This window comes from Sphingomonas sp. AC435 (assembly GCF_979253005.1).
In genome coordinates, this window is sequence record NZ_CEEDCJ010000003.1 from 378,832 (window position 1) to 404,561 (window position 25,730).

At 67.5% G+C, this 25,730-nt stretch carries 27 protein-coding genes; 10 read left to right on the top strand and 17 right to left on the bottom strand.

Translation table 11 applies throughout. The features are described 5' to 3' along the window. The first annotated feature begins 1 nt into the window (after position 1). The gene (locus tag AC0CH8_RS08215) at positions 2–424 is read left to right on the top strand and encodes a glycine zipper 2TM domain-containing protein (RefSeq protein WP_465239454.1); all 423 of its coding nucleotides are present in this window, start codon (positions 2–4) and stop codon (positions 422–424) included. Between the two features lie 27 nt (positions 425–451). Here the strand turns inward: AC0CH8_RS08215 and AC0CH8_RS08220 are convergent, their stop codons facing one another. Continuing rightward, positions 452–622 carry a hypothetical protein gene (locus tag AC0CH8_RS08220; RefSeq protein ID WP_465239455.1) on the bottom strand — a complete coding sequence of 57 codons (171 nt, stop codon included), beginning with the start codon at positions 620–622 and terminating at the stop codon, positions 452–454. Positions 623–764: 142 nt separating this feature from the next. Between AC0CH8_RS08220 and AC0CH8_RS08225 the strand changes: the two genes are divergently transcribed. Next, a complete protein-coding gene (locus AC0CH8_RS08225) occupies positions 765–1,076 on the top strand; it encodes a hypothetical protein (RefSeq protein ID WP_465239456.1) in 312 nt (103 codons plus the stop codon). 21 nt (positions 1,077–1,097) lie between these two features. Here the strand turns inward: AC0CH8_RS08225 and AC0CH8_RS08230 are convergent, their stop codons facing one another. The 13 genes from AC0CH8_RS08230 to AC0CH8_RS08290 form a co-directional block, all read right to left on the bottom strand. Beyond that, a complete protein-coding gene (locus AC0CH8_RS08230; RefSeq protein WP_465239457.1) occupies positions 1,098–2,057 on the bottom strand; it encodes a cell wall hydrolase in 960 nt (319 codons plus the stop codon). A gap of 69 nt (positions 2,058–2,126) precedes the next feature. Further along, on the bottom strand, positions 2,127–4,949 hold the full coding sequence (locus tag AC0CH8_RS08235) for a M16 family metallopeptidase (RefSeq protein ID WP_465239458.1): 2,823 nt from the start codon (positions 4,947–4,949) through the stop codon (positions 2,127–2,129). Further along, a complete protein-coding gene (locus AC0CH8_RS08240; protein WP_204195916.1) occupies positions 4,946–5,152 on the bottom strand; it encodes a hypothetical protein in 207 nt (68 codons plus the stop codon). The genes AC0CH8_RS08235 and AC0CH8_RS08240 overlap by 4 nt, the downstream gene beginning before the upstream one ends. Next, complete coding sequence (gene tgt / locus AC0CH8_RS08245; protein WP_465239459.1) at positions 5,149–6,291, bottom strand: tRNA guanosine(34) transglycosylase Tgt; 1,143 nt, start codon at positions 6,289–6,291, stop codon at positions 5,149–5,151. Before tgt ends, AC0CH8_RS08240 begins: the two co-directional genes overlap by 4 nt. Next, positions 6,288–6,797: an EF-hand domain-containing protein gene (locus AC0CH8_RS08250; RefSeq protein WP_465239460.1), complete on the bottom strand. Its 510-nt coding sequence runs from the start codon at positions 6,795–6,797 to the stop codon at positions 6,288–6,290. Before AC0CH8_RS08250 ends, tgt begins: the two co-directional genes overlap by 4 nt. Then, a complete protein-coding gene (gene queA / locus AC0CH8_RS08255; protein ID WP_465239461.1) occupies positions 6,794–7,831 on the bottom strand; it encodes a tRNA preQ1(34) S-adenosylmethionine ribosyltransferase-isomerase QueA in 1,038 nt (345 codons plus the stop codon). The genes AC0CH8_RS08250 and queA overlap by 4 nt, the downstream gene beginning before the upstream one ends. Then, entirely contained in the window at positions 7,828–8,577 is a 750-nt protein-coding gene (locus AC0CH8_RS08260) for a peptidylprolyl isomerase (protein WP_465239462.1), read from the bottom strand. Before AC0CH8_RS08260 ends, queA begins: the two co-directional genes overlap by 4 nt. A gap of 66 nt (positions 8,578–8,643) precedes the next feature. Beyond that, positions 8,644–9,147 carry a pantetheine-phosphate adenylyltransferase gene (gene coaD / locus AC0CH8_RS08265; protein WP_204195911.1) on the bottom strand — a complete coding sequence of 168 codons (504 nt, stop codon included), beginning with the start codon at positions 9,145–9,147 and terminating at the stop codon, positions 8,644–8,646. Next, positions 9,144–10,064, bottom strand: a complete 921-nt coding sequence (locus tag AC0CH8_RS08270; RefSeq protein WP_465239463.1) for a polyprenyl synthetase family protein — start codon at positions 10,062–10,064, stop codon at positions 9,144–9,146. Before AC0CH8_RS08270 ends, coaD begins: the two co-directional genes overlap by 4 nt. A 2-nt stretch (positions 10,065–10,066) precedes the next feature. After that, positions 10,067–10,354, bottom strand: a complete 288-nt coding sequence (locus tag AC0CH8_RS08275; protein WP_204195909.1) for an exodeoxyribonuclease VII small subunit — start codon at positions 10,352–10,354, stop codon at positions 10,067–10,069. Between the two features lie 101 nt (positions 10,355–10,455). After that, entirely contained in the window at positions 10,456–12,135 is a 1,680-nt protein-coding gene (locus AC0CH8_RS08280; RefSeq protein WP_465239464.1) for a GGDEF domain-containing protein, read from the bottom strand. Between the two features lie 321 nt (positions 12,136–12,456). Beyond that, the gene (gene clpA, locus AC0CH8_RS08285; RefSeq protein WP_465239465.1) at positions 12,457–14,775 is read right to left on the bottom strand and encodes an ATP-dependent Clp protease ATP-binding subunit ClpA; all 2,319 of its coding nucleotides are present in this window, start codon (positions 14,773–14,775) and stop codon (positions 12,457–12,459) included. Between the two features lie 108 nt (positions 14,776–14,883). Then, complete coding sequence (locus tag AC0CH8_RS08290; protein ID WP_204195906.1) at positions 14,884–15,078, bottom strand: DUF1192 domain-containing protein; 195 nt, start codon at positions 15,076–15,078, stop codon at positions 14,884–14,886. 92 nt (positions 15,079–15,170) lie between these two features. Here AC0CH8_RS08290 and AC0CH8_RS08295 point away from each other — a divergent pair, with 92 nt between their 5' ends. The 6 genes from AC0CH8_RS08295 (at position 15,171) to AC0CH8_RS08320 (ending at position 20,913) form a co-directional block, all read left to right on the top strand. After that, on the top strand, positions 15,171–16,172 hold the full coding sequence (locus AC0CH8_RS08295; RefSeq protein WP_465239466.1) for an NAD(P)H-quinone oxidoreductase: 1,002 nt from the start codon (positions 15,171–15,173) through the stop codon (positions 16,170–16,172). 485 nt (positions 16,173–16,657) lie between these two features. After that, on the top strand, positions 16,658–17,527 hold the full coding sequence (locus AC0CH8_RS08300; RefSeq protein WP_465239467.1) for a UDP-2,3-diacylglucosamine diphosphatase: 870 nt from the start codon (positions 16,658–16,660) through the stop codon (positions 17,525–17,527). 11 nt (positions 17,528–17,538) lie between these two features. Beyond that, entirely contained in the window at positions 17,539–18,576 is a 1,038-nt protein-coding gene (locus AC0CH8_RS08305; protein ID WP_465239468.1) for a glycosyltransferase family 4 protein, read from the top strand. 109 nt (positions 18,577–18,685) lie between these two features. Further along, positions 18,686–19,372, top strand: coding sequence for a DUF1013 domain-containing protein (locus AC0CH8_RS08310; protein ID WP_318293458.1), 687 nt, complete (start codon positions 18,686–18,688; stop codon positions 19,370–19,372). Between the two features lie 63 nt (positions 19,373–19,435). Further along, complete coding sequence (locus AC0CH8_RS08315) at positions 19,436–20,293, top strand: dienelactone hydrolase family protein (protein ID WP_465239469.1); 858 nt, start codon at positions 19,436–19,438, stop codon at positions 20,291–20,293. An 8-nt stretch (positions 20,294–20,301) separates the two neighbouring features. Next, entirely contained in the window at positions 20,302–20,913 is a 612-nt protein-coding gene (locus AC0CH8_RS08320) for a glutathione S-transferase family protein (protein WP_465239470.1), read from the top strand. Between the two features lie 14 nt (positions 20,914–20,927). On the opposite strand, the gene AC0CH8_RS08325 is transcribed toward AC0CH8_RS08320, so the two are convergent. The 3 genes from AC0CH8_RS08325 to AC0CH8_RS08335 all read right to left on the bottom strand — a co-directional run bounded on the left by AC0CH8_RS08325 (position 20,928) and on the right by AC0CH8_RS08335 (position 23,216). Next, positions 20,928–21,161 carry a DUF1289 domain-containing protein gene (locus tag AC0CH8_RS08325; RefSeq protein ID WP_465239471.1) on the bottom strand — a complete coding sequence of 78 codons (234 nt, stop codon included), beginning with the start codon at positions 21,159–21,161 and terminating at the stop codon, positions 20,928–20,930. Next, positions 21,161–22,639, bottom strand: coding sequence for a DEAD/DEAH box helicase (locus AC0CH8_RS08330; protein WP_465239472.1), 1,479 nt, complete (start codon positions 22,637–22,639; stop codon positions 21,161–21,163). Before AC0CH8_RS08330 ends, AC0CH8_RS08325 begins: the two co-directional genes overlap by 1 nt. 121 nt (positions 22,640–22,760) lie before the next feature. Continuing rightward, on the bottom strand, positions 22,761–23,216 hold the full coding sequence (locus AC0CH8_RS08335; RefSeq protein ID WP_465239473.1) for a hypothetical protein: 456 nt from the start codon (positions 23,214–23,216) through the stop codon (positions 22,761–22,763). A 69-nt stretch (positions 23,217–23,285) separates the two neighbouring features. On the opposite strand from AC0CH8_RS08335, the gene AC0CH8_RS08340 reads away from it, so the two are divergent. Continuing rightward, positions 23,286–24,752 (top strand): FAD-binding oxidoreductase, encoded by a 1,467-nt coding sequence (locus tag AC0CH8_RS08340; RefSeq protein ID WP_465239474.1) that lies wholly within the window; start codon positions 23,286–23,288, stop codon positions 24,750–24,752. 64 nt (positions 24,753–24,816) lie between these two features. Next, positions 24,817–25,587 (top strand): SapC family protein, encoded by a 771-nt coding sequence (locus AC0CH8_RS08345; RefSeq protein ID WP_465239475.1) that lies wholly within the window; start codon positions 24,817–24,819, stop codon positions 25,585–25,587. The last annotated feature ends 143 nt before the right edge of the window (positions 25,588–25,730 follow it).

Sequence of the window (25,730 nt, forward strand, 5' to 3'; positions counted from 1 at the left end):
CATGCGCCTGACCCCGAAGATCACCGCAATACTTGCTGCGACGCTCGCCTCCGCCACGCTGGCGGGGTGCGCGACGGGGGGAGGGTATGGCAACGACCGCTACCGCAGCTATTCCTCCTACGACTATAACCGCCCGGACCCGTCCTATGGCGGCTACGATGCCGAACGCTATTATGTCGACGACCGCCGCTACCGCGAACGTCGCCTTGCCGCCAACGACCGCGTCTATCGCGGTCGCAACGGGCGATATTATTGCCGCCGGAACGACGGCACGACCGGCCTGATCGTCGGTGCCGCCGCCGGTGGCCTGCTCGGCAACCTCATCGCGAGCGGCGGCTCCGACACGCTCGGCACGTTGCTGGGTGCCGCCGGTGGTGCGGTGGCAGGCCGCGCGATCGACCGCAATAACGTACGCTGCCGCTGATGCGGTCAGGTCCCGCGGCGGTCGCGCTCAGGTGAGCGACGACTTCCGCGGGATCGTTTCCTCGGGCGGTGCCTGATCCTTGTCCAGCCGATCGCTCGGCAACCGGGCGTCGCCATGCTCCTGATGCTCGGTCGACAGATTGGGATCGCCGGTCTTCTCGGTGCGAATGTCAGTGGCGTGCGGATCGCGGTCGGTCATGATGTGAATTCCTTCCGGCAATTCAACCCATTGCCGCTCTACGCGTTCCGACACATCCCGCGACACTTTCGGATGTGCTTGGGGACAGGATTGCGACAGCCGCGTCGTACTTCCCTGTCATCGCGTAACACGGAGTAGGTTGATGAAGTCCCTGATATTCGCCGCAATCGGCCTCGCCACCATCGCCGTTCCGGCCACCGCCCAGCGCTGGCAGCCGATCGACCAGCGCCAGCAGAATCTGGAACGCCGCATCGACCAGGGCGTCCGCTCCGGTGCACTGAACCGCGCTGAGGCCGGCCGTCTCCGCACCCAGTATCGCGATCTGTCGCGCCTGGAATATCGCTACCGCCAGAACGGCCTGACCCAGTCCGAACGCCGCGATCTCGACCGCCGCTTCGACGCCCTCAGCAGCCGCATCCGCCTCCAGAAGAACGACCGCCAGCACCGCCGCTGACCGGTCGCGGAGGCCGCTGGCTCACGGAGTCAGCGGCTTCCCCGAGTCCTTCCACCGATCCAGCACCTGCCCCGATTGCGGCAGCATGTCCGGCATCGGCGGGCTGGCCGGCGCGGCCTGCGCCGCCGCAACGACGCCGGGTGCGGAACTCACCGCTGGCAATGTTGGAACGACCGGCGCATGACTTCCCACCGCGGGTTCGCCGCCGCGATACGCTTGCGAGAACGCGCGCGCCGTTCCCCAATACCCTTTCCAGCGATGGAAGAAATGCGCGCCGACCACGTCGGTCATGACCAGCGCCCGGTTCCACGCGGGGGTCACGGCGTAGGTATGGTAATGCGTCGCCAGACCGACCGGCGCGAAGACGTACCCCGCCAGCGCCGCGGCCGCGACCCGCATGGCGCGCAGCATGGCTTTCGCCTCCGGCACCCGCGCCGTGGCCCCGTCGCATGCGAAGGAGAATTGGCACCCCGCCTTCTCCGACCCCTGATACACCACGCCGCACACGGTTGCCGGAAAAGCCGGATGCCGCACGCGGTTTAGCACGACCTGCGCCACCGCCCGCTGCCCCGCGTCCGGCTCCGACGCCGCCTCGTAGTACACCGCGTTGGCAAGACATTGCAGCGCCCGCCCACGATCCACCGCCGACGCGGGGCCTAGCGCGAAAGGCTTGGCGGCAACGATCCCGACCTCGCCCCCGTCGCCCTCACCGATCCCGCTTGGCAAAGCCGGCAGCACCGTAGTTCCCGTCACGCCACTCGCCGGCGCCGCAGTCTCAGCATAACGGTGCGCATCCACCACAATCCTGAGGGCGGAAGGCGCAACGCGCGGCAGTAAGGCGCCGCCCGAACGCGGCACCGTGGGCACGGTAGTGGCGATCTGCCAGGCTGCCGCCGCCGCAAACGCCGCGACCAGCAGCAATCCGGCCAGCGCCGTCGCTGCCCAGACCTGCTGGCGATCCATAGGTTGCCACCGCTTCATCGGCCCCGCTTAGCCGCGGAGTCCTTGCGCTTTCCCTGCCGCCGCCGCCGCCGTCCCGAAAAGAGACGATCAGCGCGTCAGCGTCACGGTATCCAGATCGAGCGCAGCTTCGGGGATGACCTGCACCGCTGGGTACGCCTTGCGTAGCGCCGGCAGGAACTGCTTGGCGTCACCCACCACGACGATGCTCGCCGCTTTCGGGTCGAGCAGCGCCGCCGCTGCCTGTACCGCGCGCGCATCGACGCCTTCGATCCGGGTCGTGTAGCGCTGCAACTCGTCGATCGGAACATCCTGCAAGACATAGCCACCGAGCAGGTCGGCGATCCCGTCCGTCGTTTCCACGGTCCGTCCGAAGCCGCCTACCAGCACCGCCTTGCGCGTCGCCAGTTCGGCATCCGGTACCGCCGCCGTGCCCATCAGCGCCATCTCGGCGGCGATCAGCGTCACGACCTCCGCCGCCGTGGTGTTCTTGGTCTGCGTCCGCGCCATGACGCTGCCGGGCAGGCGTCCCGCCGACACACCGCTGCTGGCGCCATATGCCAGCCCGCGCTTGATCCGGATCTCCTGGTTCAGCCGCGACGAGAAACCGCCGCCCAGCACGGTATTGGCGACGGCAAGCGGATAGTAACGCTCGTCCGCCCGCACGATGCTGGGCCGTGCGACGACGACCCCCGCCTGACCGGCGCTCGGCACGTCGACGACGACGACGCGCGGGGTGGGTGCGGCGACCGCCGTCACCGCCGCGGGCGATCCGCCAGCCGCACGCCAAGTTCCGAACTGCTTCTCCGCCAGCGCCTTCGCCGCCACCGGCGTGATGTCGCCGACCAGCACCAAGGCCGCCCGATCGGGCCGCCATGTCCGACCATAAGCCGACTGGATGTCCTGCTGCGTCAGCGCCTTCAGCGACGCCGGCGTCCCCTCCAGCGGCGGTGCGTACGGCCCAGATCCAAACACCACGCGATTGGCGACCAGGCCCGCCAGTTGCGCCGGGTTCTTCATCGCCACCGTAACGCCGTCGATCGCCTGCACTCGCGCGCGCTCGATCTCGTCCGCCGCGAACGCGGGATGCTGAGCGACATCGGCGAGGATCGTCATCGCCGGCGCAAGTTGATCAGACTTCACCGTCATATCGATCGATGCGCCATCGCGGCTGGCGTCCGCCCCGATCGACCCGCCGAGCGACTCCACGGCCCGCGCGATCTCGGTGGCGGAGCGCGTTTTCGTGCCCTTCGTGAGCAGGTCAGCCGTCAGGCTGCTCGCACCCGCGCGCGTCGCCGGATCGCCCGCGGCGCCCCCAGAGGCGACCAGTGATGCCGTGACCAGCGGCAGGTCGTGCCGCTCCACCGTAATCACCCGCAAGCCATTGGCGAGCTTCGTCTCGACCGGCTTCGGCAGGTTTGCGGCCACGACCGCGGCCGGCGGCGGTGGCGCAACGCGTTCGCCCGCCGGGGCAGGGGTCACCACGGCGATGCCGACCGGTGGGGTCAGCGCCGCCACCTGTACGGTCGGTGCGACGGTGATCGGGATCAGCCGCACGTTGTTCGGCATCTGCTCGGCCGGCAGATAGCGGATCGTCGCGACCTGCTGCTCGCCCAGATACCGGCGCGCCACGCGCTGCACGTCGGCGGCAGTGACCGCGGCGATCGCGGCGAGCTGTTTGTCGGCAGCGCGAGGGTCGCCGTCGATGATGACGGAGTTGGCCAGGGTCGACGCCTTGCCTTCCGCGGTCTCGCGCGCACGGATCGCCGTCGTCAGGATTTCGTTCTTCGCCTCCGACAATTCGGCGGCGCTAACCGGCTGGTCGCGCAGCCGGGCGACTTCGCGCTTCAACGCCGCCTCGCCCGTCGCGACGTCCTTGCCGCCCGCCATCATCGCGAACAGGGCGAGGTTGCCCGTGCCCTGCCGCAGGTCGAGGATAGAATCCGCCGACTGCGCCAGCTGGTCGCGATAGACGATGCTCTCGTACAGCCGCGAGCTCTCGCCCGTCGACAGCACCGCGTTGAGGATGGTCAGCGCCGCCACGTCCGGATCGCGATCGGGCGGCAGGTGCCACGACATCAGCACGGCGGGCAGCGGCGTGTTCGGCTCGTACACCGTGCGCGTCACCGCCTCGGTGCGCGCAGGCTCCGTCACGGTCACCCGCGGTATCGCGCGATCCGGCTTGGCGATGCGCGCGAAATACTGGTCGATCCAGCGATCGAGCTGCGCCGCATCGAAATTGCCGGACACCACCAGCACGGCATTGTCCGGTCGATAATAGGTCGCGTGGAACGCCCGCACGTCGTCGATCGACGCGGTGTCCAGATTGCCGATGTCGCCGATCACACCGCGCGCATAGGGATGCCGGCTATAGGCGAGCGCGGGCATGTAGGTGCTGAATAGCTTGCCATACGGGCGCGCGAGCACGCTCTGGCGATATTCTTCCTTCACCACGTCGCGCTCCGACGCAAAGCTGGTCGGCTCGACGACCAGGCTCGCCATCCGGTCCGCTTCCGCGAACAGCAGGCGTTGCAGGTGGTTGGCCGGCACGACCTCGAAATAATTGGTGTAGTCGTCACCCGTCGACGCGTTGTTGTACCCGCCGACGTCCTCCGTCAGCCGATCCATCTGCTCGGGCACCAGATTGCGTGTCGCCTTGAACATCAGATGTTCGAACAGATGCGCGAAGCCCGAGCGGCCTGCCGGATCGTCCTTGCCGCCGACATCGTACCAGACCTGGATCGAGACGTTCGGCGTCGTCGTATCGCGGATCGCATAGACACGCAGACCATTCGGGAGCGTTCGTTCCGTGAACGCGATCGGCTGAACGGCCGCGGTCGCGCGGGTCTGCGCGACGGCGGGGGCGGCGAGGAGGGTGGAGGCCAGCAGCAGCGCGCAAACCGCGCGCTTCACTTGCCGCCCCGCTGCCGGTTCGCGAACAGCACCGCTGCGGCGACGGCGGCCGATCCGATGCCGACGCCCAGCCCGATCTTGCCGAGCTGCCAGTTCTTGCGATCCAGCATCTTCTCCGCGGCGGCGGCGGCGTGATCCTTCGCCTCCTTGGCGGCGGCGAGAATCTCGTTCGGCTCGTGCCCGGCGTTCGGCGTCTCGGTCATGCTCTCTCTCCAGTCGTCTCGCCGGCATAGCGCACGCGGAAGGTGTTGGCGAAGCTCGCCAGCGTGCCATCCGTGATCGCCGCGCGCAGGTCGGCCATCAGGTGTTCGTAGAACCGTATATTATGTTCCGTCATCAACATCGCACCCAAAATCTCGCCTGAACGGACGAGATGATGGAGATACGCGCGGCTCCAAGTCGCACAAACCGGGCATGGGCATTCGGGATCAAGCGGCCCCCGATCCTCCGCGAACCGCGCATTGCGCAGGTTCAGCGGCCCGCCACGCGTGAACGCCTGACCGGTACGGCCCGACCGCGTCGGCAACACGCAGTCGAACATGTCGATCCCGCGCTCCACCGCGCCGACGATATCGGTCGGCTTGCCCACACCCATCAGATAGCGCGGCCGATCCGCCGGCAATTGCTGCGGCGCGTAGTCGAGGCAGGCGAACATCGCCTCCTGCCCCTCGCCGACGGCCAGTCCACCGACCGCATATCCATCGAACCCGATATCGATCAGCGCATCCGCCGAACTCTTGCGCAGCCCCTCGTCCAGCGCCCCCTGCTGGATGCCGAAGATCGCGTTGTGGGCGGCATGCTCCTCACCCGAGTCGAACGCGTCGCGGCTACGCTTCGCCCAGCGCATCGATCGCTCCATCGCCGCCGCCTGCACCTCGCGCGGAGTCGTCGTGGGCACCAGTTCGTCGAACGCCATGACGATGTTCGAGCCCAGTCGCCGCTGGATGTCGATCGACCGTTCCGGGCTGAGCATGTGCCGCGTTCCGTCGAGATGCGACTTGAACGCGACGCCGTCTTCCGAACGTTTCGTCAGTTCGGACAGGCTCATCACCTGATAGCCGCCGCTGTCGGTCAGGATCGGCCGATCCCAGCCCATGAAGGCATGCAGCCCGCCCATCCGCTCCACCCGCTCCGCGCCGGGGCGCAGCATCAGGTGATAGGTGTTGCCCAGGATGATGTCCGCGCCCGCCGCGACGACGTCGGCGGGCTTCATCGCCTTGACCGTCGCGGCGGTGCCGACCGGCATGAAGGCCGGGGTGCGGATCGTGCCGCGCTCCATCGCGATCGCGCCGGTACGCGCACGACCGTCGGTGGCGTGGATCGTGAAGGCGAAGCGCGTCATTTCCTGTCCCGCTTGCGATCCTTGCCGTTCGGCGCGAGCGGCTTCTGCGGCCCGTTCGCATCCGCCGGGGTCGTGCGGATCGTCAGGATCTCGGCGCGGTTGATCGCTCCGTCGCGATCACGGTCGAAGCGGGAGAACAGGCGCGAGAAATGGTCCTGCAATTCCTGCAACGTCACCGCGCCGTCCGCATCCCGGTCGACATCGAACGGGGAGGGCAGGGCGTTGCGGTCGCCCAGCCACCGCTCGGCCCAGTCGGCGAACGCGATGTAGCGCAGCGTGCCGCTTTTGGCCGTATCAATTGCCTCGAACGAGCGCCGGACGCCCGTCTCCATCTCGATCCGCGTCGTTTCGCCATCGCCGTCCGCGTCGCAGGCCGCGATCATCATCGCGACCGGCTCCACCACCATCGTCGCGGGCGTCTGGTCGAACGGTTTGGGCCGGGCGGTCACGAGGATTTCCGGGGCGGCCTCCTGCTGGAGCAGCATCAGCGCGGCGAGCAGGATCATGCGGCCTTCCCCGGCAGGAGCAGCGAAGCGTCGCCATAGCTGTAGAAGCGATATCCGGCGACAATCGCGTGCGCGTAAGCCGCCTGCATTCGTTCGCGGCCCATCAACGCCGATACCAGCATGAACAAGGTCGATCGCGGCAGGTGGAAATTGGTCATCAGCCCTTCGATCCCGCGAAAGCGGTAGCCGGGCGTGATGAAGATCGCGGTGTCGCCCTCGAACGGCCGGATCACGTCATCCTCGCCCGTCGCGCTCTCGATCAGCCGCAGCGACGTGGTGCCGACCGCGATCACGCGCCCGCCACGCGCCCGCACTGCGTTCAGCCGATCGGCCACGGCGGCATCGATCCTGCCCCATTCGGCGTGCATCCGGTGATCGTCGGTATCCTCGGCCTTCACCGGCAGGAACGTGCCCGCACCGACATGCAGCGTCAGCGTCTCGTGCACGATGCCGGCCGCGGACAGGGCTGTCATCAATCCGGGCGTGAAATGCAGCGCGGCGGTCGGTGCGGCGACCGCACCCGGCTCGTCGGCGAACATCGTCTGGTAATCCTCGGCATCGCGCGCCTCGATACCGCGTTTCGCGGCGATATAGGGCGGCAGCGGCATGCGGCCCGCGCGTTCCAGCAGCAGCTCGACCGGCTCTTCCCCGGCGAAGTCGAGTACCCAACTCCCATCCTCGCCGCGCTCCGTCGCGACGGCGAACACATCTTCGCCGAAGTCGATTGCGTCACCCTCGCGCAGGCGGCGTCCGTTGCGCACGAAGGCGCGCCAGCGGCGAACGCCCTCGCGCTTGTGCAGCGTCGCGCCGATCCTCGCATCGCCGCGCCGCCCCTCCAGCTGCGCCGGGATCACCCGCGTGTCGTTGAACACCAGGCAATCGCCCGTGCGCAAATTGGCCGGCAAATCGCCGACGATCCGGTCCGCCGTCGCATCGCCGTCCAGCACCAACATCCTCGCCGCATCGCGTGGCGCGGCAGGGTGGAGCGCGATTCGCTCCGCCGGCAGGTCGAAGTCGAAAAGGTCGACGTTCAACGGGCCGGCACAGCCTTCTTGGCGGCTGGCTTGGGAGCAGCCTTCGCAGGAGCAGCCTTGGTCGCGGGCGCCCGCTTCGGCGCAGCCACGCCGGCCGGCCCCGTGCCGGGCAAGGTCACCGGCGCGCCCAGCCCGGTCGGAACGGGAGCCGGCGCTGCCACGAACGCCGGCGGATTGTCGGCGGCGATATAGGCGTGGACGATCTTCGACGGATTCTGCGGCGGCTCGCCCCGCTCGATCGAGTCGACATATTGCATGCCGTCGATCACCCGGCCGAACACCGTGTACTTCTTGTCGAGGTTCAGGCGCGGCTGGAACACGATGAAGAACTGGCTGTTGGCGCTATCCTTATCGTCCGCGCGTGCCGCCGACACCGCGCCACGCACATGCGGCAGGTAGTTGAACTCCGCCGCCACGTTCGCCAGCGTGGATCCGCCGGTACCATCGCCCTTGGGATCGCCGCCCTGTGCCATGAAGCCGTCGATCACCCGGTGGAAGGGTAGCCCGTCATAGAAATGCTGCCGCGTCAGCGTCTTCACCCGCTCGACCATGTTTGGCGCAACGTCGGGGCGCAGCCAGATCGTCACCCGCCCGCCGGTCGACAGATCGAGCAGCAGCAGGTTCTCCTTGTCGGTGATCGGCGGGATCGGCTTGCGCGCGGCGACTCCCGGATCGATCAACTGCGCCGTGGCAGGCACGGCGGACAGGACGGCGGCGAACGCGAACAGACCGGCGATGAAGCGCATGAACGATAACTCTGAGGGAACGACGGAGCCGCTTAGACCACTTCCGCGCTTGCGCCAATCTGAACGTCAGCCGCCGCGCGGGCCCAGCGATGCGACACGGGCGACGACCTCGTCGCGGACGCTGGGCGTGACGAAGTTGGCGATGTTGCCTCGGAACAACGCGATTTCCTTGACCAGCCGCGACGCGATCGGCTGCAATGCCACGTCGGCCATCAGGAACACCGTCTCCACCTCGCGGTTGAGCTGCTGGTTCATTCCCGCCATCTGATATTCATATTCGAAATCGGCCACCGCACGCAGCCCGCGCACGATCACGCTGGCCCCTTGCTGAACCGCGAAATCCATCAGCAGCGCATCGAACGAAACGACATCGATCACCGCGTCGATCCCTTCGACCTCGCGCCGCACCGTCGCCATCCGCTCCTCGACGGAGAACATCGGCGATTTGCTCGGGTTCGTCGTCACGCCGACAACCAGCCGGTCGACCAGCTTCGCACCGCGCCGGATGATGTCCATGTGGCCGAGCGTGATCGGGTCGAACGTACCCGGATAGACGCCGATCCGGCTCACCGGTCGCGGTCCACGACATAGCGGGCGACCGCGCGCAGCAGGTCCGCCTCACGCCCGTAGGCGTGCAGATGCTCGACCGCCTGATCCACGAGCATCCGGCACTGCTCGCGCGCACGGTCGACACCCAGCAGCGACAGGAACGTCTCTTTCCCCGCACCGGCATCCTTGCGCAGCGCCTTGCCGACCAGCGCCTCGTCGCCCTCCGCATCCAGCAGGTCGTCGGCGATCTGGAACGCAAGCCCCAGATCGTGCGCATAGCCGCGCAGCGACCGCCGCCCCTCCGGCGCGACGCGGCCCAGGATCACCCCCGCCTCGACCGCGGCGGAGATCAGGGCGCCGGTCTTCATCTGTTGCAGCCGCGTGACGGTGGCCAGATCGAAGCGCGCCTTCTCCGCCTCCAGGTCCATCATCTGACCGCCGGCCATACCGCTCGGCCCGGCGGCGCGCGACAGGTCGAGCACCAGCTCCGCGCGCACGAACGGGTCGGGATGAGTGTCTGGATCGGCCAACACCTCGAATGCCAGCGCATGCAGGCAATCGCCCGCCAGGATCGCCGCCGCCTCGCCGAACACCTTGTGCACGGTGGGCTTGCCGCGCCGCATGTCGTCGTCGTCCATCGCCGGCAGGTCGTCGTGGATCAACGAATAGACGTGGATCGCCTCGATCGCGGTGCCGACCAGCAGCGAATACTCGCGCGACACGCCGAACAGGTCCGCCGTCGCCATCGTCAGCAGCGGCCGCAGCCGCTTGCCCCCGCCGATCGCCGCATGCCGCATCGCCCGGTACAGGTCGGCGCGCGGATCGTCAGGGATCGCCAGCAGCGTGTCGAAGCGGCGATCGACTTCACCCGCGACCAGCGCGATCGCATCCGCCAGCGGCGCATTTGCGGTCGAAGTCGGGGCTTCCGCGTCGGCCATGCTCAGCCCGCCGCGAACGGGCGGGTGCCGGCGGGATTGCCCGAGGCGTCGAGCCGGATCGCCTCGATCCGCGCCTGCGCCGCATCCAGCCGCTCCGCACAGCGCGCGCGCAGCCGGTCGCCGCGCTCGTACAGGCGGATCGACTCGTCCAGCGTCGCATCGCCGCTCTCCAGCCGCCCGACGATCCGCTCCAGTTCCTTCAATGCTGCCTCGAACGACAGGTCGTCGATCGGGGCCTCGCTGGCGGTCTTCGCAGTGGTGTCCGGTGGGGTGGAGGGCGTGCTATCCATCGCGCCGCTATGCGACACGGGCGATGGGGAGGCAAGGCGCTGCCCCGTCTCCCGCAAGCTGTCTTACCCCGACGATGGCCACCGCCGTCGATCTCGGTAGCTCATGCCGCCGCCGACAGCGCCCCCGCATCTCTTGTCCGGTCGCGGCCCGCCGCCTTCGCCTCGTACAGCGCGCGGTCGGCGCAACGGTAAAGCGCCTTCCAGTCGGTCTCCTTTGCCAGCGGTCCGGTGCAGGTGCCGATGCTGGCGGTGACCGCCATGTCGTACGGCATGCGGATGCCTCGCAGCGAGTCGAGCACCCGCGACGCGGCTAGTCCGATGCTCGCGTCGACGATCACCGCGAACTCCTCGCCGCCGATGCGCGCGACCAGCGCGCTGTTCGGCACGACCGCCCGAAGCGCCTTGGCGAAGGCGCGCAGGACCTCGTCGCCGCCGTCATGGCCGATCGTCTCGTTCACCGCCTTGAAGTGATCGAGATCGGCGATCAGCAGCGTCTGCGGCCCCTCCCGCCCGATCGCCTGCGACAGGAACGACCGGCGGTTGAGCAATCCGGTCAGCGGATCGCTGTCCGCCAGCAACCGCGCCGCCGCCTCCTGCACGCGCGCCTCGTCGCGCTCTTTCGCCAGCAGGTGGATTCGATAGGCGATGCCGATGCTGGACATGATCGCCTCAACCGCCATCGCCATCAACGTGGAATTGTCGACCCAGAAATTGTCCGCCGTCCAGCCATAGGCGCCGGTGATCCGCATCCCGGCCGCCGCGATCGGCACGCCCCAGGCGATCGCGAACATCCACAGGAAATTGGACCGCTGCCGCCACGCGCTGAACAGGATGATGGGCACGAGCACGATCAGCACCGCGATCGATCCCATCATGAACACGTCGAGCACGTGGATCTGCCACGGCGCCAGCACCGCGAACGCCGTCGCGCTCGCCATCGTCGCGATCATCCCCGCGGTCGTGGCCGGGCCCAGCCAGCCCGCGAACACGCGCGGCTCGAAGAACAGCCGGGCGAAGAACATCACGCTCGTCGCCGATCCGGCCAGCGCCAGACCGCTGATCCGGATGCGATCGTTGTTGTCCAGACCGGGATACCATTGCCCGAGTGCACCCGACGAACTGAGGGCGTATAGCAGCAGGCACAGCAGGAGCAGGCAATAGGCCGGCTGGAACGCCTGCCGCAACGCGCGCCACAGCGCCAGATTATACACGACCAGGGCGAGCACCATGCCGCCGAACGCGCCGTACAGTGCCGCCAGCGACACTTCGGAGTCCGCGTTCTCGCCATGCGTCGCCAGCATCGGTTGGCGCACGATCCCGCGAATGTTCGCAGCCCCCTCGACATGCCAGAGCAGCCGCACCGCGGCGGTATCATGGTGCGGCAGCGTTTGGGCGATCATCGCCCCCAGCATCAGCCGCTCGCCGGTGGTCCGGCTGCTATAACCCGCCTGCCGGATCGTGCCGTCGGCGAACAGGATGTGCAGCATCACGCGGTTCTGCCACACGCTGCCGGTGCGGATCGTCAGCGGACCGTGGCTGGCGACCTTCGACAGCGGTCGCGACAGAACCCAGAAATCGCCGCCGCCGAACGCCCGCTGCGGCGAGGTGCAGTCGAACCGCTCCGGAGTGGCGAACAGCGCGGCGGCCGTCATGCCGGGCGCGGCGCGGACGACGCACACGTCCAGCGGCGTGCCCATTGACGCGGCGGCGGGGGAGGGCAGCCACGCGACGAGCAGCATGACCAAAGCCATCCACCACTGTCGCACCACCCGCTCGATCATGCCGCAATCGTTACGCCACCGCCTTCAACGAAAGGTTAACGCCGCAGATACCATCTTCGACTGCAATCCTTCCGGTGGCGGGCGCGTACGCGCGACAAGCTAGGCGTGGTTGGTGACCGCGCTTCGATTACGAACGAGTGCAGGAACCGCGCCGGGTGCGGAAGTCCCGGAGACGAATTCACGGCTGCCGCCTGAACGGAGTGTCGGCAGCACTTTGACATGCCCGCAGTCACAGGGCTGAACGCACCCCGATCGAAAAACGAAAAGGGGCGGCGGCACCTTCGCGCCACCGCCCCAATCCATCTCATCCAGTCGCGGAGCCTATTCCGCCTCGACCGGCGCAGGCTTGCCGCCCTTCTTGCGCGGCTTCTTCGGCGCGGCGGGTTCGATGCCGAACGACAGCGCACCGTCCTTCATCCGTACGGTCACCTCGCCGCCGTGAACCAGCTTGCCGAACAGCAGTTCCTCGGCCAGCGGCTGCTTGATCTTCTCCTGGATCAGACGACCCATTGGCCGTGCGCCGTACAGCCTGTCATAGCCCTTCTCGGTCAGCCAGCTCTTCGCCGCATCGTCCAGGTTGATGTGGACGTTGCGGTCCGCCAGTTGCAGTTCGAGCTGGAGGATGAACTTGTCGACCACCCGCGCGACCACCTCGGTCGGCAGGTAACCGAACGGCACGATCGCATCGAGACGATTGCGGAATTCCGGCGTGAACATCTTCTGCACCGCCTGCTCGTCCTCGCCCTCGCGGGTCAGGTTGCCGAAGCCGACCGTTTCGCGCGCCATATCGGACGCGCCCGCATTCGTCGTCATGATGAGGATGACGTTGCGGAAATCGACGGTCTTGCCGTGCTGGTCGGTCAGGCGACCGTTATCCATCACCTGCAACAGGATGTTGAACAGGTCGGGATGCGCCTTCTCGATCTCGTCCAGCAGCAGCACGCAATGCGGGTTCTGGTCGACCGCATCGGTCAGCAGACCGCCCTGATCGAACCCGACATAGCCCGGGGGGGCACCGATCAGCCGGCTGACCGAGTGGCGCTCCATATATTCGGACATGTCGAACCGCTGGAGCGGAATGCCCATGATCGCCGACAGCTGCTTGGCGACCTCGGTCTTGCCGACGCCGGTGGGGCCGGTGAACAGATAATTGCCGATCGGCTTCTCCGGATCGCGCAGGCCCGCCCGCGACAGCTTGATCGCCGACGCCAGCTTCTCGATCGCGCTGTTCTGCCCGAACACCACCCGCTTCAGGTCGGTCTCCAGCGTCGCCAGCGCCATCTTGTCGTCGGTGCTGACGCTCTTCGGCGGGATACGCGCCATCGTCGCGATAACGGCCTCGATCTCCTTCGGCGTGATCGTCTTCTTCCGCTTGGCGGCGGGCACCAGCATCTGCATCGCGCCGACCTCGTCGATCACGTCGATCGCCTTGTCCGGCAGCTTGCGGTCGTTGATGTAGCGCGCCGAAAGCTCGACCGCCGACTTGATCGCATCCGGCGTGTACTTGACCGAATGATGCTCCTCGAATGCGGAGCGCAGCCCCGCCAGGATCTTGATCGTGTCCTCGATCGTCGGCTCGTTCACGTCGATCTTCTGGAACCGACGCAACAGCGCACGGTCCTTTTCGAAGTGGTTGCGGAACTCCTTGTAGGTCGTGGACCCGATGCACCGGATCGAACCGCCAGAAAGAGCCGGCTTCAGCAGGTTCGACGCGTCCATCGCGCCGCCGCTGGTCGCGCCCGCACCGATGACGGTGTGGATCTCGTCGATGAACAGCACCGCGTGCGGCAGCTTTTCCAGCTCGTTGACGACCGCCTTCAGCCGCTCCTCGAAGTCGCCGCGATAGCGGGTGCCGGCCAGCAACGCGCCCATGTCGAGCGAGTAGATCACCGCTTCGCGCAGCACGTCGGGCACGTCGCCCTCGACGATCTTGCGCGCCAGGCCCTCGGCGATCGCCGTCTTGCCGACGCCCGGATCGCCGACATAGAGCGGGTTGTTCTTCGACCGGCGGCACAGGATCTGGATCGTCCGATCCACTTCCGGGCCGCGACCGATCAGCGGATCGACCTTGCCGATCTTCGCCTTCTCGTTGAGGTCGACGGTGAATTGCTTCAGCGCGCTTTCCGTCTTGCCCTTCTCCTGTCCCTTTTGCGGCTTCTCGTCCTCGGCCGCACCCTTGGGCGGGGTCGCCTCGGCCGCGCCGCCCTTGCCGACGCCGTGGCTGATGAAGCTGACCGCATCCAGACGGCTCATGTCCTGCTGTTGCAGGAAATACACCGCATAGCTTTCGCGCTCGCTGAACAGCGCGACCAGCACGTTCGCGCCGGTCACCTCGTCGCGGCCCGACGACTGGACGTGCAGGATCGCGCGCTGAACGACGCGCTGGAACCCGCTGGTGGGGGACGGATCGGTCTGCGCATCGACTTTCAGCGCATCCAGTTCGGTGTCGAGGTAATGCGCGACGGTGGTCTTCAGCTCACCCAGATCGACATGGCACGCCGTCATCACCTTGGACGCGTGCTCATCGTCGATCAGCGCAAGCAGCAGGTGTTCCAGCGTTGCATATTCGTGGCGGCGCGAGGACGCGGCCTCCAGCGCCTTGTGCAGCGTGGTTTCCAGCGCGGGGGCGAATGACGGCATGTTGCTACTCCAGTCGGGCCCGATGACGAGCCCTTTCCGTGTATGTCGGAACGGTGACGCCCATCATCAAGCGGCGCGGCCTTCCCAATCGGGAGCGCGCCGCGACGCTCACCGCCGGAATAGCGCGTCGGCGCTTGCCCGATGGTTAACGGCGTATTCGTGCTTGCGCCGGACGCGGGCGATTTCACCCTCCAGCACCGTGATCCGCGATTCCAGTTCGGTCACCGACAACGGGTCCAGATCCTCACGCACCAGCTGGTCGAGAAGGTCGTTGCGGCGGGAGGGGGCGTCGTCGATGTCCACGGTGTTCCGGCTCCTGGACCCCGAACGTTGACCCGCGCGGACACGTTGTCAATAAGCCCGACCGACGACCACCTCCCGTTTAAGGCGAACCGATGGACTCGATCCCTGCGACGATGACCGCGATCGATCCGGAACAGCCCGGCGGGCCGGAGGTGCTGGTCCCGGTCCAGCGTCCGGTGCCGGTGCCCGGCCCCGGCGCGGTGCTGGTCCGCGTCGTCGCCGCCGGCGTCAATCGCCCCGACGTCATGCAGCGGCAGGGCAAATACCCGCCGCCCCCCGGCGCGCCCGGCATCCTCGGTCTCGAACTGTCCGGCACGATCGCCGCGGTGGGCGAGGGCGTCGACGCCGCGCAGATCGGCCAGCCCGTCTGCGCGCTCGTTGCCGGGGGTGCCTATGCGGAATACGCCGTCGCGCCCTTTGGCCAGTGCCTGCCGGTGCCGCCGGCACTGTCGATGATCGAAGCTGCGGCTTTGCCGGAGACGCTGTTCACCGTGTGGACCAACCTGTTCGAGCGCGCCTACGCGACGGAAGGGGACAGCGTCCTCGTCCACGGCGGCACCAGCGGCATCGGCACGATGGCGATCCTGCTCGGGAAGCTGTTCGGTCTTACCGTCATCGTCACCTGCGGCAGCGCCGCCAAATGCCGGGCCGCGCTCGACCTCGGCGCGGTGCATGCGATCGACTATTCGCAGGACGATTTCGTGGAGCGCGTGAAGGATATCACCGACGGGCAGGGGGTGCAGGCCGTGCTGGACATGGTCGGCGGCGACTATGTTCCCCGCAACCTGCAATGCCTGGCGGAGGACGGCCGCCACGTCTCGATCGCGGTCCAGCGCGGCGCATCGGCGACGGTGCCCCTGTTCGACATCATGCGCCGCCGCCTGACCCTCACCGGCTCGACGCTCCGCGCTCGCGACGCCGCGTTCAAGTCGCTGGTCGCCGACGAACTCACCCGCACCGTCTGGCCCCATGTCGAAGCCGGCAACCTCAAACCCGTCATCGACCGCGTCTTCCCGCTCGCGGACGCCGCCGACGCCCACCGCCGGATGGAAGCGGGCGACCACGTCGGCAAGATCGTGCTGACAGTGGAATAGGGCGGGCGCTCGCCGTTGCAGCGATGAGCGCAAACGGGCGGCTCAGACGACGCGGTTTCGGTCAGCTCCTGCCTGCCTCGTTGATTGGCCTACATCGTCATTCCAGCGGAAGCTGGGATCTCGCTGTTGGGAAGGGGTGCGCCGCCGCTCGAGAACCCGGCTTCAACTGGATGACGTGGGGAACGGCGCGCTCCGTCGGCAAGGCTCATTCACCCGCCCGAGGCCCGCTGTCCTACACGCCCCGAATATGAGACCGAAGGTGCATGCCCACCCGCATCGCCTCGCCCTTGCTCACGTTCGAAACCGCGCACTTGATGTCAAAGTGGAGGACCCCGTCCGACGCCTCCACTTCCTCCACTTCGATCCGGATGGTGCGCAAACCGACGCCGTTCCGTCACACCCCCGTCGCGCGATCGTCACGCCGCCGGAACGCCCCCGTCACATCCCTGGGGTATCGCATCCGGAGGGACACCGGGAGGCACGCCATGACCGTCGCGACCTTGGCAGACATCGCCGATTTGACCGACTTCGCCAATTCGCGCCCCAGCGTGCCCGAGCGTGTCGTGGAGCGGCGGCGCTATCGGACGATCTGGATCAGCGACGTGCACCTCGGCACGCGTGGTTGCAACGCGGGGATGCTCATCGACTTCCTCGATCATGTCGACAGCGAGCATCTGTTCCTGGTCGGCGACATGATCGACGGATGGCGGCTGAAGAAGAGGTTCTTCTGGCCCGCCGCGCACAACGACGTGGTCTGGCGGCTACTCAAGCGGGCGAAGCGCGGCACGAAAGTGACGTACATCCCCGGCAATCACGACGAGGTATTCCGCCAGTTCACCGGCCTCGACTTCGGCGGCATCGCGATCCGGCGTCAAGCGATTCACGTCACCGCGGACGGTCGCCGCCTGCTCGTGCTGCACGGCGACGAGTTCGATGCGATCACGCTGGCACACCGCTGGCTCGCGCATGTCGGCGACGCCGCCTACACCGTGCTGATGGGCGTGAACCGGTGGTTCAATCTCGCCCGGCGCGGGCTGGGCATGCCCTATTGGTCGCTTTCGCAGCATGCCAAGGCGAAGGTGAAGAACGCCGTCGCCTTCATCTCCGACTTCGAGGAGGTCGTGGCGCACGCGGCGGGCACGCGCGGCGTCGATGGCGTCGTCTGCGGCCACATCCACACCGCCGAGCAGCGGGAGATCGAGGGCGTCGCCTATTACAATGACGGTGACTGGGTCGAAAGCTGCACCGCGCTGGTCGAGCATGTCGACGGCACGATGGAAATCCTGCGCTGGGCCGACGGGATGGCCGACCGCGCGCGGACCGCGACGATCGTCACACTGGCCGCAGCAGCATGAGGAACACCGGGATGCGCATCGCCATCGTCACCGACGCCTGGAGCCCGCAGGTCAACGGCGTCGTCCGCACGCTGGAGGCATTGACGCGCGAACTCGCCGCGACAGGACATGAGGTGATCGTCGTCTCCCCTGATCGGTTCCGCAACTTCCCGTGCCCGACCTATCCCGACATCCGGCTGGCGCTGGCGGGGAAGAAGACGGTCGGTCGCCTGCTGGCGGAGTTCGCACCGGACGCGATTCATATCGCCACGGAAGGCCCGCTGGGCATCGCCGCCCGCGCATGGTGCGTGGCGGGCGACCTGTCCTTCACCACCGCCTTTCACACGCAGTTTCCGGATTATGTCGCCGCGCGGACCGGCGTCGATCCATCCTGGATGTGGCGCTACATCCGCTGGTTCCACGGCGCGTCGCATGCCGTGCTGGCATCGACGCCGACGGTGGAAGCGACGATGGTCGATCGCGGGATCGACCGGGTGCGGGCGTGGGGTCGCGGCGTCGACTTCGCGACCTTCGGCAGCGACGGCGCGCGCGATCCGGCAATGACCGGTCTGGCCGGACCGGTGCTGCTGTATGTCGGTCGCGTGGCCGTCGAGAAGAACCTGCCCGCCTTCCTCGCCTGCAATCATCCCGGCACCAAGGTCGTGGTCGGAGACGGTCCGGCGCGTGCGAAGCTGGAGCGCGAGTTTCCGGGCACCCTGTTCCTCGGCTCGCGGACTGGGGCGGAACTGGCCGCGGCGTATCGCAGCGCCGACGTGCTGGTTTTCCCCAGCCGGACGGACACGTTCGGGCTGGTGATGGTCGAGGCGCTGGCGTGCGGCACGCCGGTCGCAGCCTATCCGGTAGCGGGTCCGATGGACGTGCTGGACGACCGCGTCGGTTCGATGGACGAGGATCTGGAGGCTGCGATCGCCGCCGCGCTGACCCGCGACCGCGTGACCTGCGCCGCCTATGCAGGGCGGTTCAGCTGGGCGGCCAGCGCGCGCCAGTTCGTCGCGGCGTTGGCTCCCATTCGCACGGCCGCCCCGGTTCTTGTGCCGCTTGCCGCCTGAAATCCCCGGCACCGGGTTGCCCTCGGGGCGTGGGCGTTCTACATCGCAGGCAATGTGCGGCCGCTCCGGGAAGGGGCGGCCCTTTCTGTTTTAGACGGAGTTTCCGCCCGTGGCCCAGCCGCTCATGCCCCACGCGACCGCTTCCTGGCTGGTCGATAATACCGCGCTCTCGTTCGAGCAGATCGCGGATTTCTGCGGTCTCCACATCCTGGAGGTGCAGGCGATCGCCGACGACACCGCCGCGACCAAGCTGACCGGCCGCGATCCGGTGCGCGCGCATGAGCTCGGCCAGGACGAGATCGACAAGGGTCAGGCCGATCCCGATTATCGCCTGAAGATGACCAAGGGACCGGAGCAGGTCCGCCGGACCAAGGGCCCGCGCTACACGCCCGTGTCCAAGCGTCAGGACAAGCCCGACGGTATCGCTTGGATCATCCGCAATCACCCGGAAATCAGCGACGGCGCGATCGGCAACCTGATCGGCACGACGCGCACCACGATCGCCGCGATCCGTGACCGCAGCCATTGGAACATCGCGAACATCACACCGAAGGATCCGGTGACGCTCGGCCTGACGACGCAGCGCGAGCTCGACGCGGCGGTGGCGAAGGCCGCGAAGGGCAGCCCGGAGGATGCGCAGCCGACCGACAGCCGCCTGGAAGGCGATCGCGAGGCACTGATCGCGCAGCTTCACGCGGAGCGCGAGCAGCAGGCGCGCGACGCCGACGCGGTGCTGCACGGCGACGATCCCGCGTCGCAGGCGCGCGCGCTGTTCGACGACCCGTTCCGCCGCTGATCCCAGCCGGTTGCGTCCCTTCGTTTTCCGCCTAAGCTGCGGCAAAACGAGGGGACGCTGACCATGTGCGACGACCATACCGCCGACGACAACGACCGCGGTACGACCCGCCGCGATTTCGGCATCGGCATGGGCGCGGCGAGCCTGATCGCGCTGCTGCCCAGCCCCGCCGGCGCGGTGACGGTCGCCGGCAAGGCGGTGGCGATCAAGACGCCGGACGGTATCTGCGACGCCTATTTCGTTGCCCCTGCGACGGGCCGCCATCCGGCGGTGCTGATCTGGCCCGATATCATGGGCTTGCGCCCTGCCTTCGAACAGATGGCCCGGCGGCTCGCCGAGTCCGGCTATGCGGTGCTGGTCGTCAACCAGTTCTATAGGTCGGTGAAGGCGCCCTTCCTGAAGCCCGGCGAAAGCTTCGACCAACCCGCCGTCCGCGACCGCATCATGCCGTGGCGCACGCCTTTGACCGCCGAAGCGGTGACCAGCGACGGCAAGACCTTCGTCGCATGGCTTGACACGCAGAAGCAGGTCGACACCCGCCGCGGCATCGCCGTCACCGGCTATTGCATGGGCGGCCCGATGATGATGCGCACCGCCGCCGCCCGCCCCGATCGGGTGAAAGCCGGCGCGTCGTTCCACGGTGCGGCGCTGGTCGGCGACGCGCCGGACAGTCCCGACAAGCTCGTAGCCCGGCTCAAGGGCGGCTACCTGATCGCGATCGCCGCCAACGACGACGCCCGCTCACCCGACGACAAGACCAAACTGCGCGCCGCGTTTGCCGCCGCCAAAATTCCTGCCGAGATCGAGGTGTACGAGGGCGCGAACCACGGCTGGTGCCCGCCCGACAGCCGCGCCTACAACCAGCCGCAGGCGGAGCGCGCATGGGCACGCCAGCTGGCGCTGTTCAAGAAGCAGCTCTGAAGGGAAGCATGATGACCTTGGTCTTCTACACAAACCCGCAATCGCGTGGCCGCATCGCCCGGTGGATGCTGGAGGAAGTCGGCTCGCCATACGACACCGTGCTTCTGGGCTATGCCGACAGCATGAAGGCCGCCGAGTATCTGGCGATCAACCCGATGGGCAAGGTGCCTGCGATCGTCCACGATGGCCATGTCGTCACCGAATGCGCAGCGATCTGTGCCTATCTCGCCGACGCGTTCCCCGACGCCGGTCTTGCACCGCCAACGACGGGGCGTGCCGATTATTATCGCTGGCTGTTCTTTGCCGCAGGCCCGGTGGAGCAGGCGGTGATCGACCGCTCCCGCAAGATCGAGGTCACGCCAGAGCAAGGCCGCATGGTCGGTTATGGCAGCTACGACACTACGGTCGATGCGCTGGAGGCGGCGGTGAAGGGCAGGAGCTTCATCGCCGGTGATCGTTTCTCGGCAGCGGATGTCTATGTCGGCAGCCACATCGCCTGGGGCATGCTGTTCGGCACGCTGCCAAAGCGCGAGGCTTTTGATAGCTATCTGGCGGGCCTCACCGCCCGCCCGGCGTTCCAGCGTGCGCATCAGCTGGACGAACAGGCCGCCGCCGCCTGACGCCTATTCAGACGTCAGTGACGTCCAACGCGCGCCAAGGCCGCCATCCGCGCGGGCAACTCCGCCCGGATGGCGCGTCGTTCGGAGGCGGGGCGGGTGCCCCATCCGGTGATCTCGCTGACCGACCGGCCGCATCCGACGCACCAGCCCGTCACCGGATCGAGCGTGCAGGTGTTGACGCACGGCGACGCGACCTCTTCCGACTCCGGCTGCTTCAACCCGACCATGATGGAGGTACGCGCGACCATCACGGTTGGATGACAAGCGCGACCTTGAGAAACTCCGGGATCGGTCCGTTCCAGCCCTCGTCCGGACCATCGTCGCGCTCGTCGCGGCGATAACGGTCGCGGCGCTGGTCGTTGCGGTCGCCGTAGCGGTCGTCCTGCCGCTCGCGTCGGGGTGCACGATCCTGCTGCTGACGGGATTGCTCCTGCCGCGTATCGCGTTGCTGCTGAGGCTGCGACGAGGGGGAACGCTCCGGCACCGGCTCCCGCATCGGAGCGACGTCATGCACCGGCGCGGTCGGGGCGGCACTCTCGGCACGCTCCGGCCGGCGTCCGCGACGCGGGCGCTCTGCCGGTGCTTCGACTTCAGGCTCGGCCACGTGCGTCGGCTCCGCTTCGAGCCGCGGGATCTTCTGCCCGGTCAGCTTCTCGATATTCTCGATATTCTCGGCATCGTCCGGCGCGGCGAACGTATAGGCGGTGCCCGTCGCGCCGGCGCGGCCGGTGCGGCCGATCCGATGGACGTAATCGTCGGGGTGCCAGGGTGCGTCATAGTTGAAGACGGTGCTGACGCCCTTGATGTCGAGGCCGCGCGCCGCAACGTCGGACGCGACGAGGATCGTGACGTCACCGCGCTTGAACAGCTCCAGCTCGGCCAGCCGCTGCGGCTGTTCCATGTCGCCGTGGATCTCGCCCGACTTAAAGCCGGCCTGCTTCAGTACCTTGTTCAGTTCGCGGACGGTCGTCTTGCGGTTGCAGAAGACGATCGCGTTGGTCACTTCCGGCTGGGTGAGCAGGCGTCGCAGACGCTCGCGCTTGTCCGCCGCTTTCACCGATACCAGCCACTGGGTGATGTTGATGTTGGTCGATGCCGGCCGCGCGACCTCGATCCGCTTGGGATTGTCGAGGAACTTGTCCGCCAGCTTCTTGATCGGCGCAGGCATCGTCGCCGAGAATAGCAACGTCTGACGCTGCTTGGGCAGCTTGGTGCAGATTTCCTCGATGTCCGGGATGAAGCCCATGTCGAGCATCCGGTCCGCCTCGTCGATAACGAGCAGCGAGCAGCCGGTCAGCAGGATGTTGCCGCGGCCGAACAGGTCCATCAGGCGGCCCGGCGTCGCGATCAGGACGTCGACACCCTTTTCCAGTGCCTTGATCTGGTCGCCCATCGATACGCCGCCGATCAGCAGCGCCATCGACAGCTTGTGGTTGGCCCCGTATTTCTCGAAGTTCTCGGCGACCTGCGCGGCAAGTTCGCGCGTCGGCTCCAGGATCAGGCTGCGCGGCATGCGCGCGCGGCTCCGGCCCTGGGCCAGGATGTCGATCATCGGCAGCACGAACGACGCGGTCTTGCCGGTGCCGGTCTGGGCGATGCCGATGATATCGCGCATCATCAACACAGGCGGGATCGCCTGCGCCTGGATCGGCGTGGGCGTATCATAGCCGGCGTCGTTGACGGCCTTGAGAAGTTCGGGGGATAGGCCGAGATCGGCAAAGCTCATGTAGCGGTCCGGAAAATGGGCGCGCGATCCCCCGCGCGCTAGCTCCGTTGCGCTCGCGTATTCGACTGGCAAAGTCAAGAAAACCGGCGAAGTTGTGCCGCTTTGGGGCGGCTGCGTGGCCTTATCGCACCGGTTTCAACAATTTGAACGAGTCGATCTCGCATGATGCGCCCGATCGCACCCGGATCGTGTCGCGGTCGGCGCAGACCTGACCGTCGCTACCCGGCCGGATATAGAAGTTCGAATAGAAGTCGACCGATCGGCATTGCCGGCCCAGCTTGGCGCGAATGCGCTGCCCGCCCTGCACGACCAAATCGATCGTCGCGGGAGCCGATACCATCGCGCCCGCCAGGCTGGCGGCGGCAATGCATTTCGGCCCCTTGCTCTCCTTCCATACCGTCGGCGCGGTCAGAGCAACGCGGCCCGGTACGTTCATCCTCGGCACGCGGATCGTGATCCGCTCGTGGATCGTCAACTGCGTCACCACGACGCGCGAAGGCCGTTGCGCGGGCGCTTCCGCCGCGAGCGCGAGTGGCGCCGCCAGCGCGACGAGAAGGGGCAAGGCTTTGGCGATCATCGTTCCGGGGCAGGGTGGTAGCGCGGATCGTTGAACGCCTCATGAATTGCGCCTAGCCGATCAGGCAAGATGATTGGTGCCACCACTCCCCAACCAACCTCCGCTCAGGCCGCGATGCTGGCGGAGCTTGCCCCGGTGCTCGGGCCGAAGGGCATCGTCACCGACGCCGCGACGATAGCCCCGTGGCTGCAGGATTGGCGCAAGCGGTGGCAGGGCGCGTCACCTGCGATCCTGACTCCCGCGAACACTGCCGAAGTCGCCGCGATCGTGGCAGCAGCGGCGCGACACCGCGTGCCGCTGGTGGCGCAGGGCGGCAACACTTCGATGGTCGGCGGAGCGACTCCTCCCGCGGACGGTAGCGCGCTGATCCTGTCGCTGCGCCGGCTCGACCGCATCCGCTCGATCGACGCCGAGGCCGGCTTGGCGGTGGTCGAGGCGGGCGTCGTTCTCCAGACCTTCCACGATGCCGCGCTGACGGTCGGCCGACGCTTTCCCCTGACCCTCGGCGCACGGGGCAGCGCGACGATCGGCGGCTTGGTATCGACCAACGCCGGCGGCACGCAGGTGCTGCGCTTCGGCACGATACGCGGGCTGGTCGCGGGCGTGGAGGCGGTACTGGCGGATGGCTCCGTCTATGACGGACTCGCGGCCCTGAAAAAAGACAATCGCGGCTACGACCTCGATCATCTGCTCGTGGGAGCGGAGGGGACGCTCGGGATCGTCACCGCCGCGACATTACGGCTGGCCCCTGCGGTGGCGGCGCGGGGCGTCGCCTGGGCAGGCGTGAGCGATCCGCAAACCGCGCTGGCCGTATTGCGCAGCTTCCAGCGCGACACTGACACGATCGAAAGTTTCGAGATCATGCCGGCGGCCACGCTCGACGCCGCGCTCGCGCATGTCTCCGGCTCTCGCGCGCCCTTGCAGGGGCGACACCGCTGGCATCTGCTGATCGAGGCGACAGCAGCGACTGACGACGCGGAGGCGCCGGCTGCGATGCTGGAACGCCTGCTTGGCGCAGCGCTCGCGGGCGGGCTGGTGGAGGATGCGACGATCGCGGTCAGCGAAGCGCAGGCCGAGGCGTTCTGGCGCCTGCGTGATTCGCTGTCCGATGCGGAGCGGGCGAGGGGCCCGGCCGTCCAGTTCGACATCGCCGTGCCGGTCGCGACGATGCCCGCCTTCATGCAGCAGGCAGCAAGCGCGGCCGAGCATCGCTTCCCCGGCACGGATGCTTCGGGCTTCGGTCACCTGGGCGATGGCAACATCCATTTCCACGTCCGCGCGCCCGAAGGCGTCGACCGGGACCGCTGGTACGCGGAGGATGCGCCCGTCATCACCCGCTTCGTCCACGACCTCGTCGACGCGGCGGGCGGCACCATCTCCGCCGAACATGGCATCGGCCAGATGAAGCGCGACGAACTGGCGCGGATCGCCTCGCCCGCGCGGATGATGGCGCTGACGGCGATCAAGCAGGCGATGGACCCGCTCGGCATCCTCAATCCCGGCAAGCTGCTTGCGCCGCCAGCGCGCGGCCAATAGAGCCTCTGCCGATCGGCGGGCGGCCCATCGGGGGGCGGGCCTGCGACAGACGACGGAGAGATTTATGGCCAGCGCGCCGCAACTGCCGCTTTTCTATAATGGTCTGGAGCCGCTTTCGAGCGAGACTCACGCCGACTACCGCATCCAGCCGCAGGACAGCGCACCGCACCTGATCGGCCAGCACGCGATCCCGATCACTACGGACGAGTTCGCGCTGGTGCAGCGTTTCATGCCGATCGTGTTTTCGGTGGGCGACGACGCGATCCCGCTCGGCCTGATGGGCCTGAACGAGGGGGTGAACGTCTTCATCGGTGACGACGGCAAGCTGGTCGACGACAATTTCTACGTGCCGGCCTATGTCCGTCGCTACCCGTACATGCTCGCGCGGCTGCGCCCGGAGTCGGAGGAGCTGTCGCTCTGCTTCGATCCGAGCAGCCCGGTGCTCGGCGCGTATGACGAGGGCGACAAGCTGTTCGAGAACGGCCAGCCGACCGAGGTCACCAAGCAGATCCTGGCGTTCAACGAGCAGTTCGAACAGGCCGGCCAGCGGACCCAGAACTTCATGCGCGAATTGCGCGAGCTGGGCCTGTTGATGGAAGGCGAAGTCAGCATCCAGCCCGACGCCGGCGGCCAGCCGTTCATCTATCGCGGCTTTCAGATGGTGAACGAGGAGAAGCTGAACGGCCTGCGTGGCGACCAGCTTCGTAAGATGCAGCAGTCCGGCATGCTGCCGCTCCTTTATGCACACCTCTTCTCGCTGGCGCTGATGCGGGAGGTCTTCGGCCGTCAGGTCCAGCAGGGCAAGACGCCGCCGTCGTTGCCGCAGACCGTGTAAACACCAAGGGGCGGCGGCGGTTCTCGGGCTGTCGTCGCCCCGCCCGGCAGATCGTTACGCACGCGACCTGTAAAAATGCATTTTTTCCGGGTCGGGCTTGAACCAATCGGCCACTTACCCATTTATGCCATGTACGGTTTCGT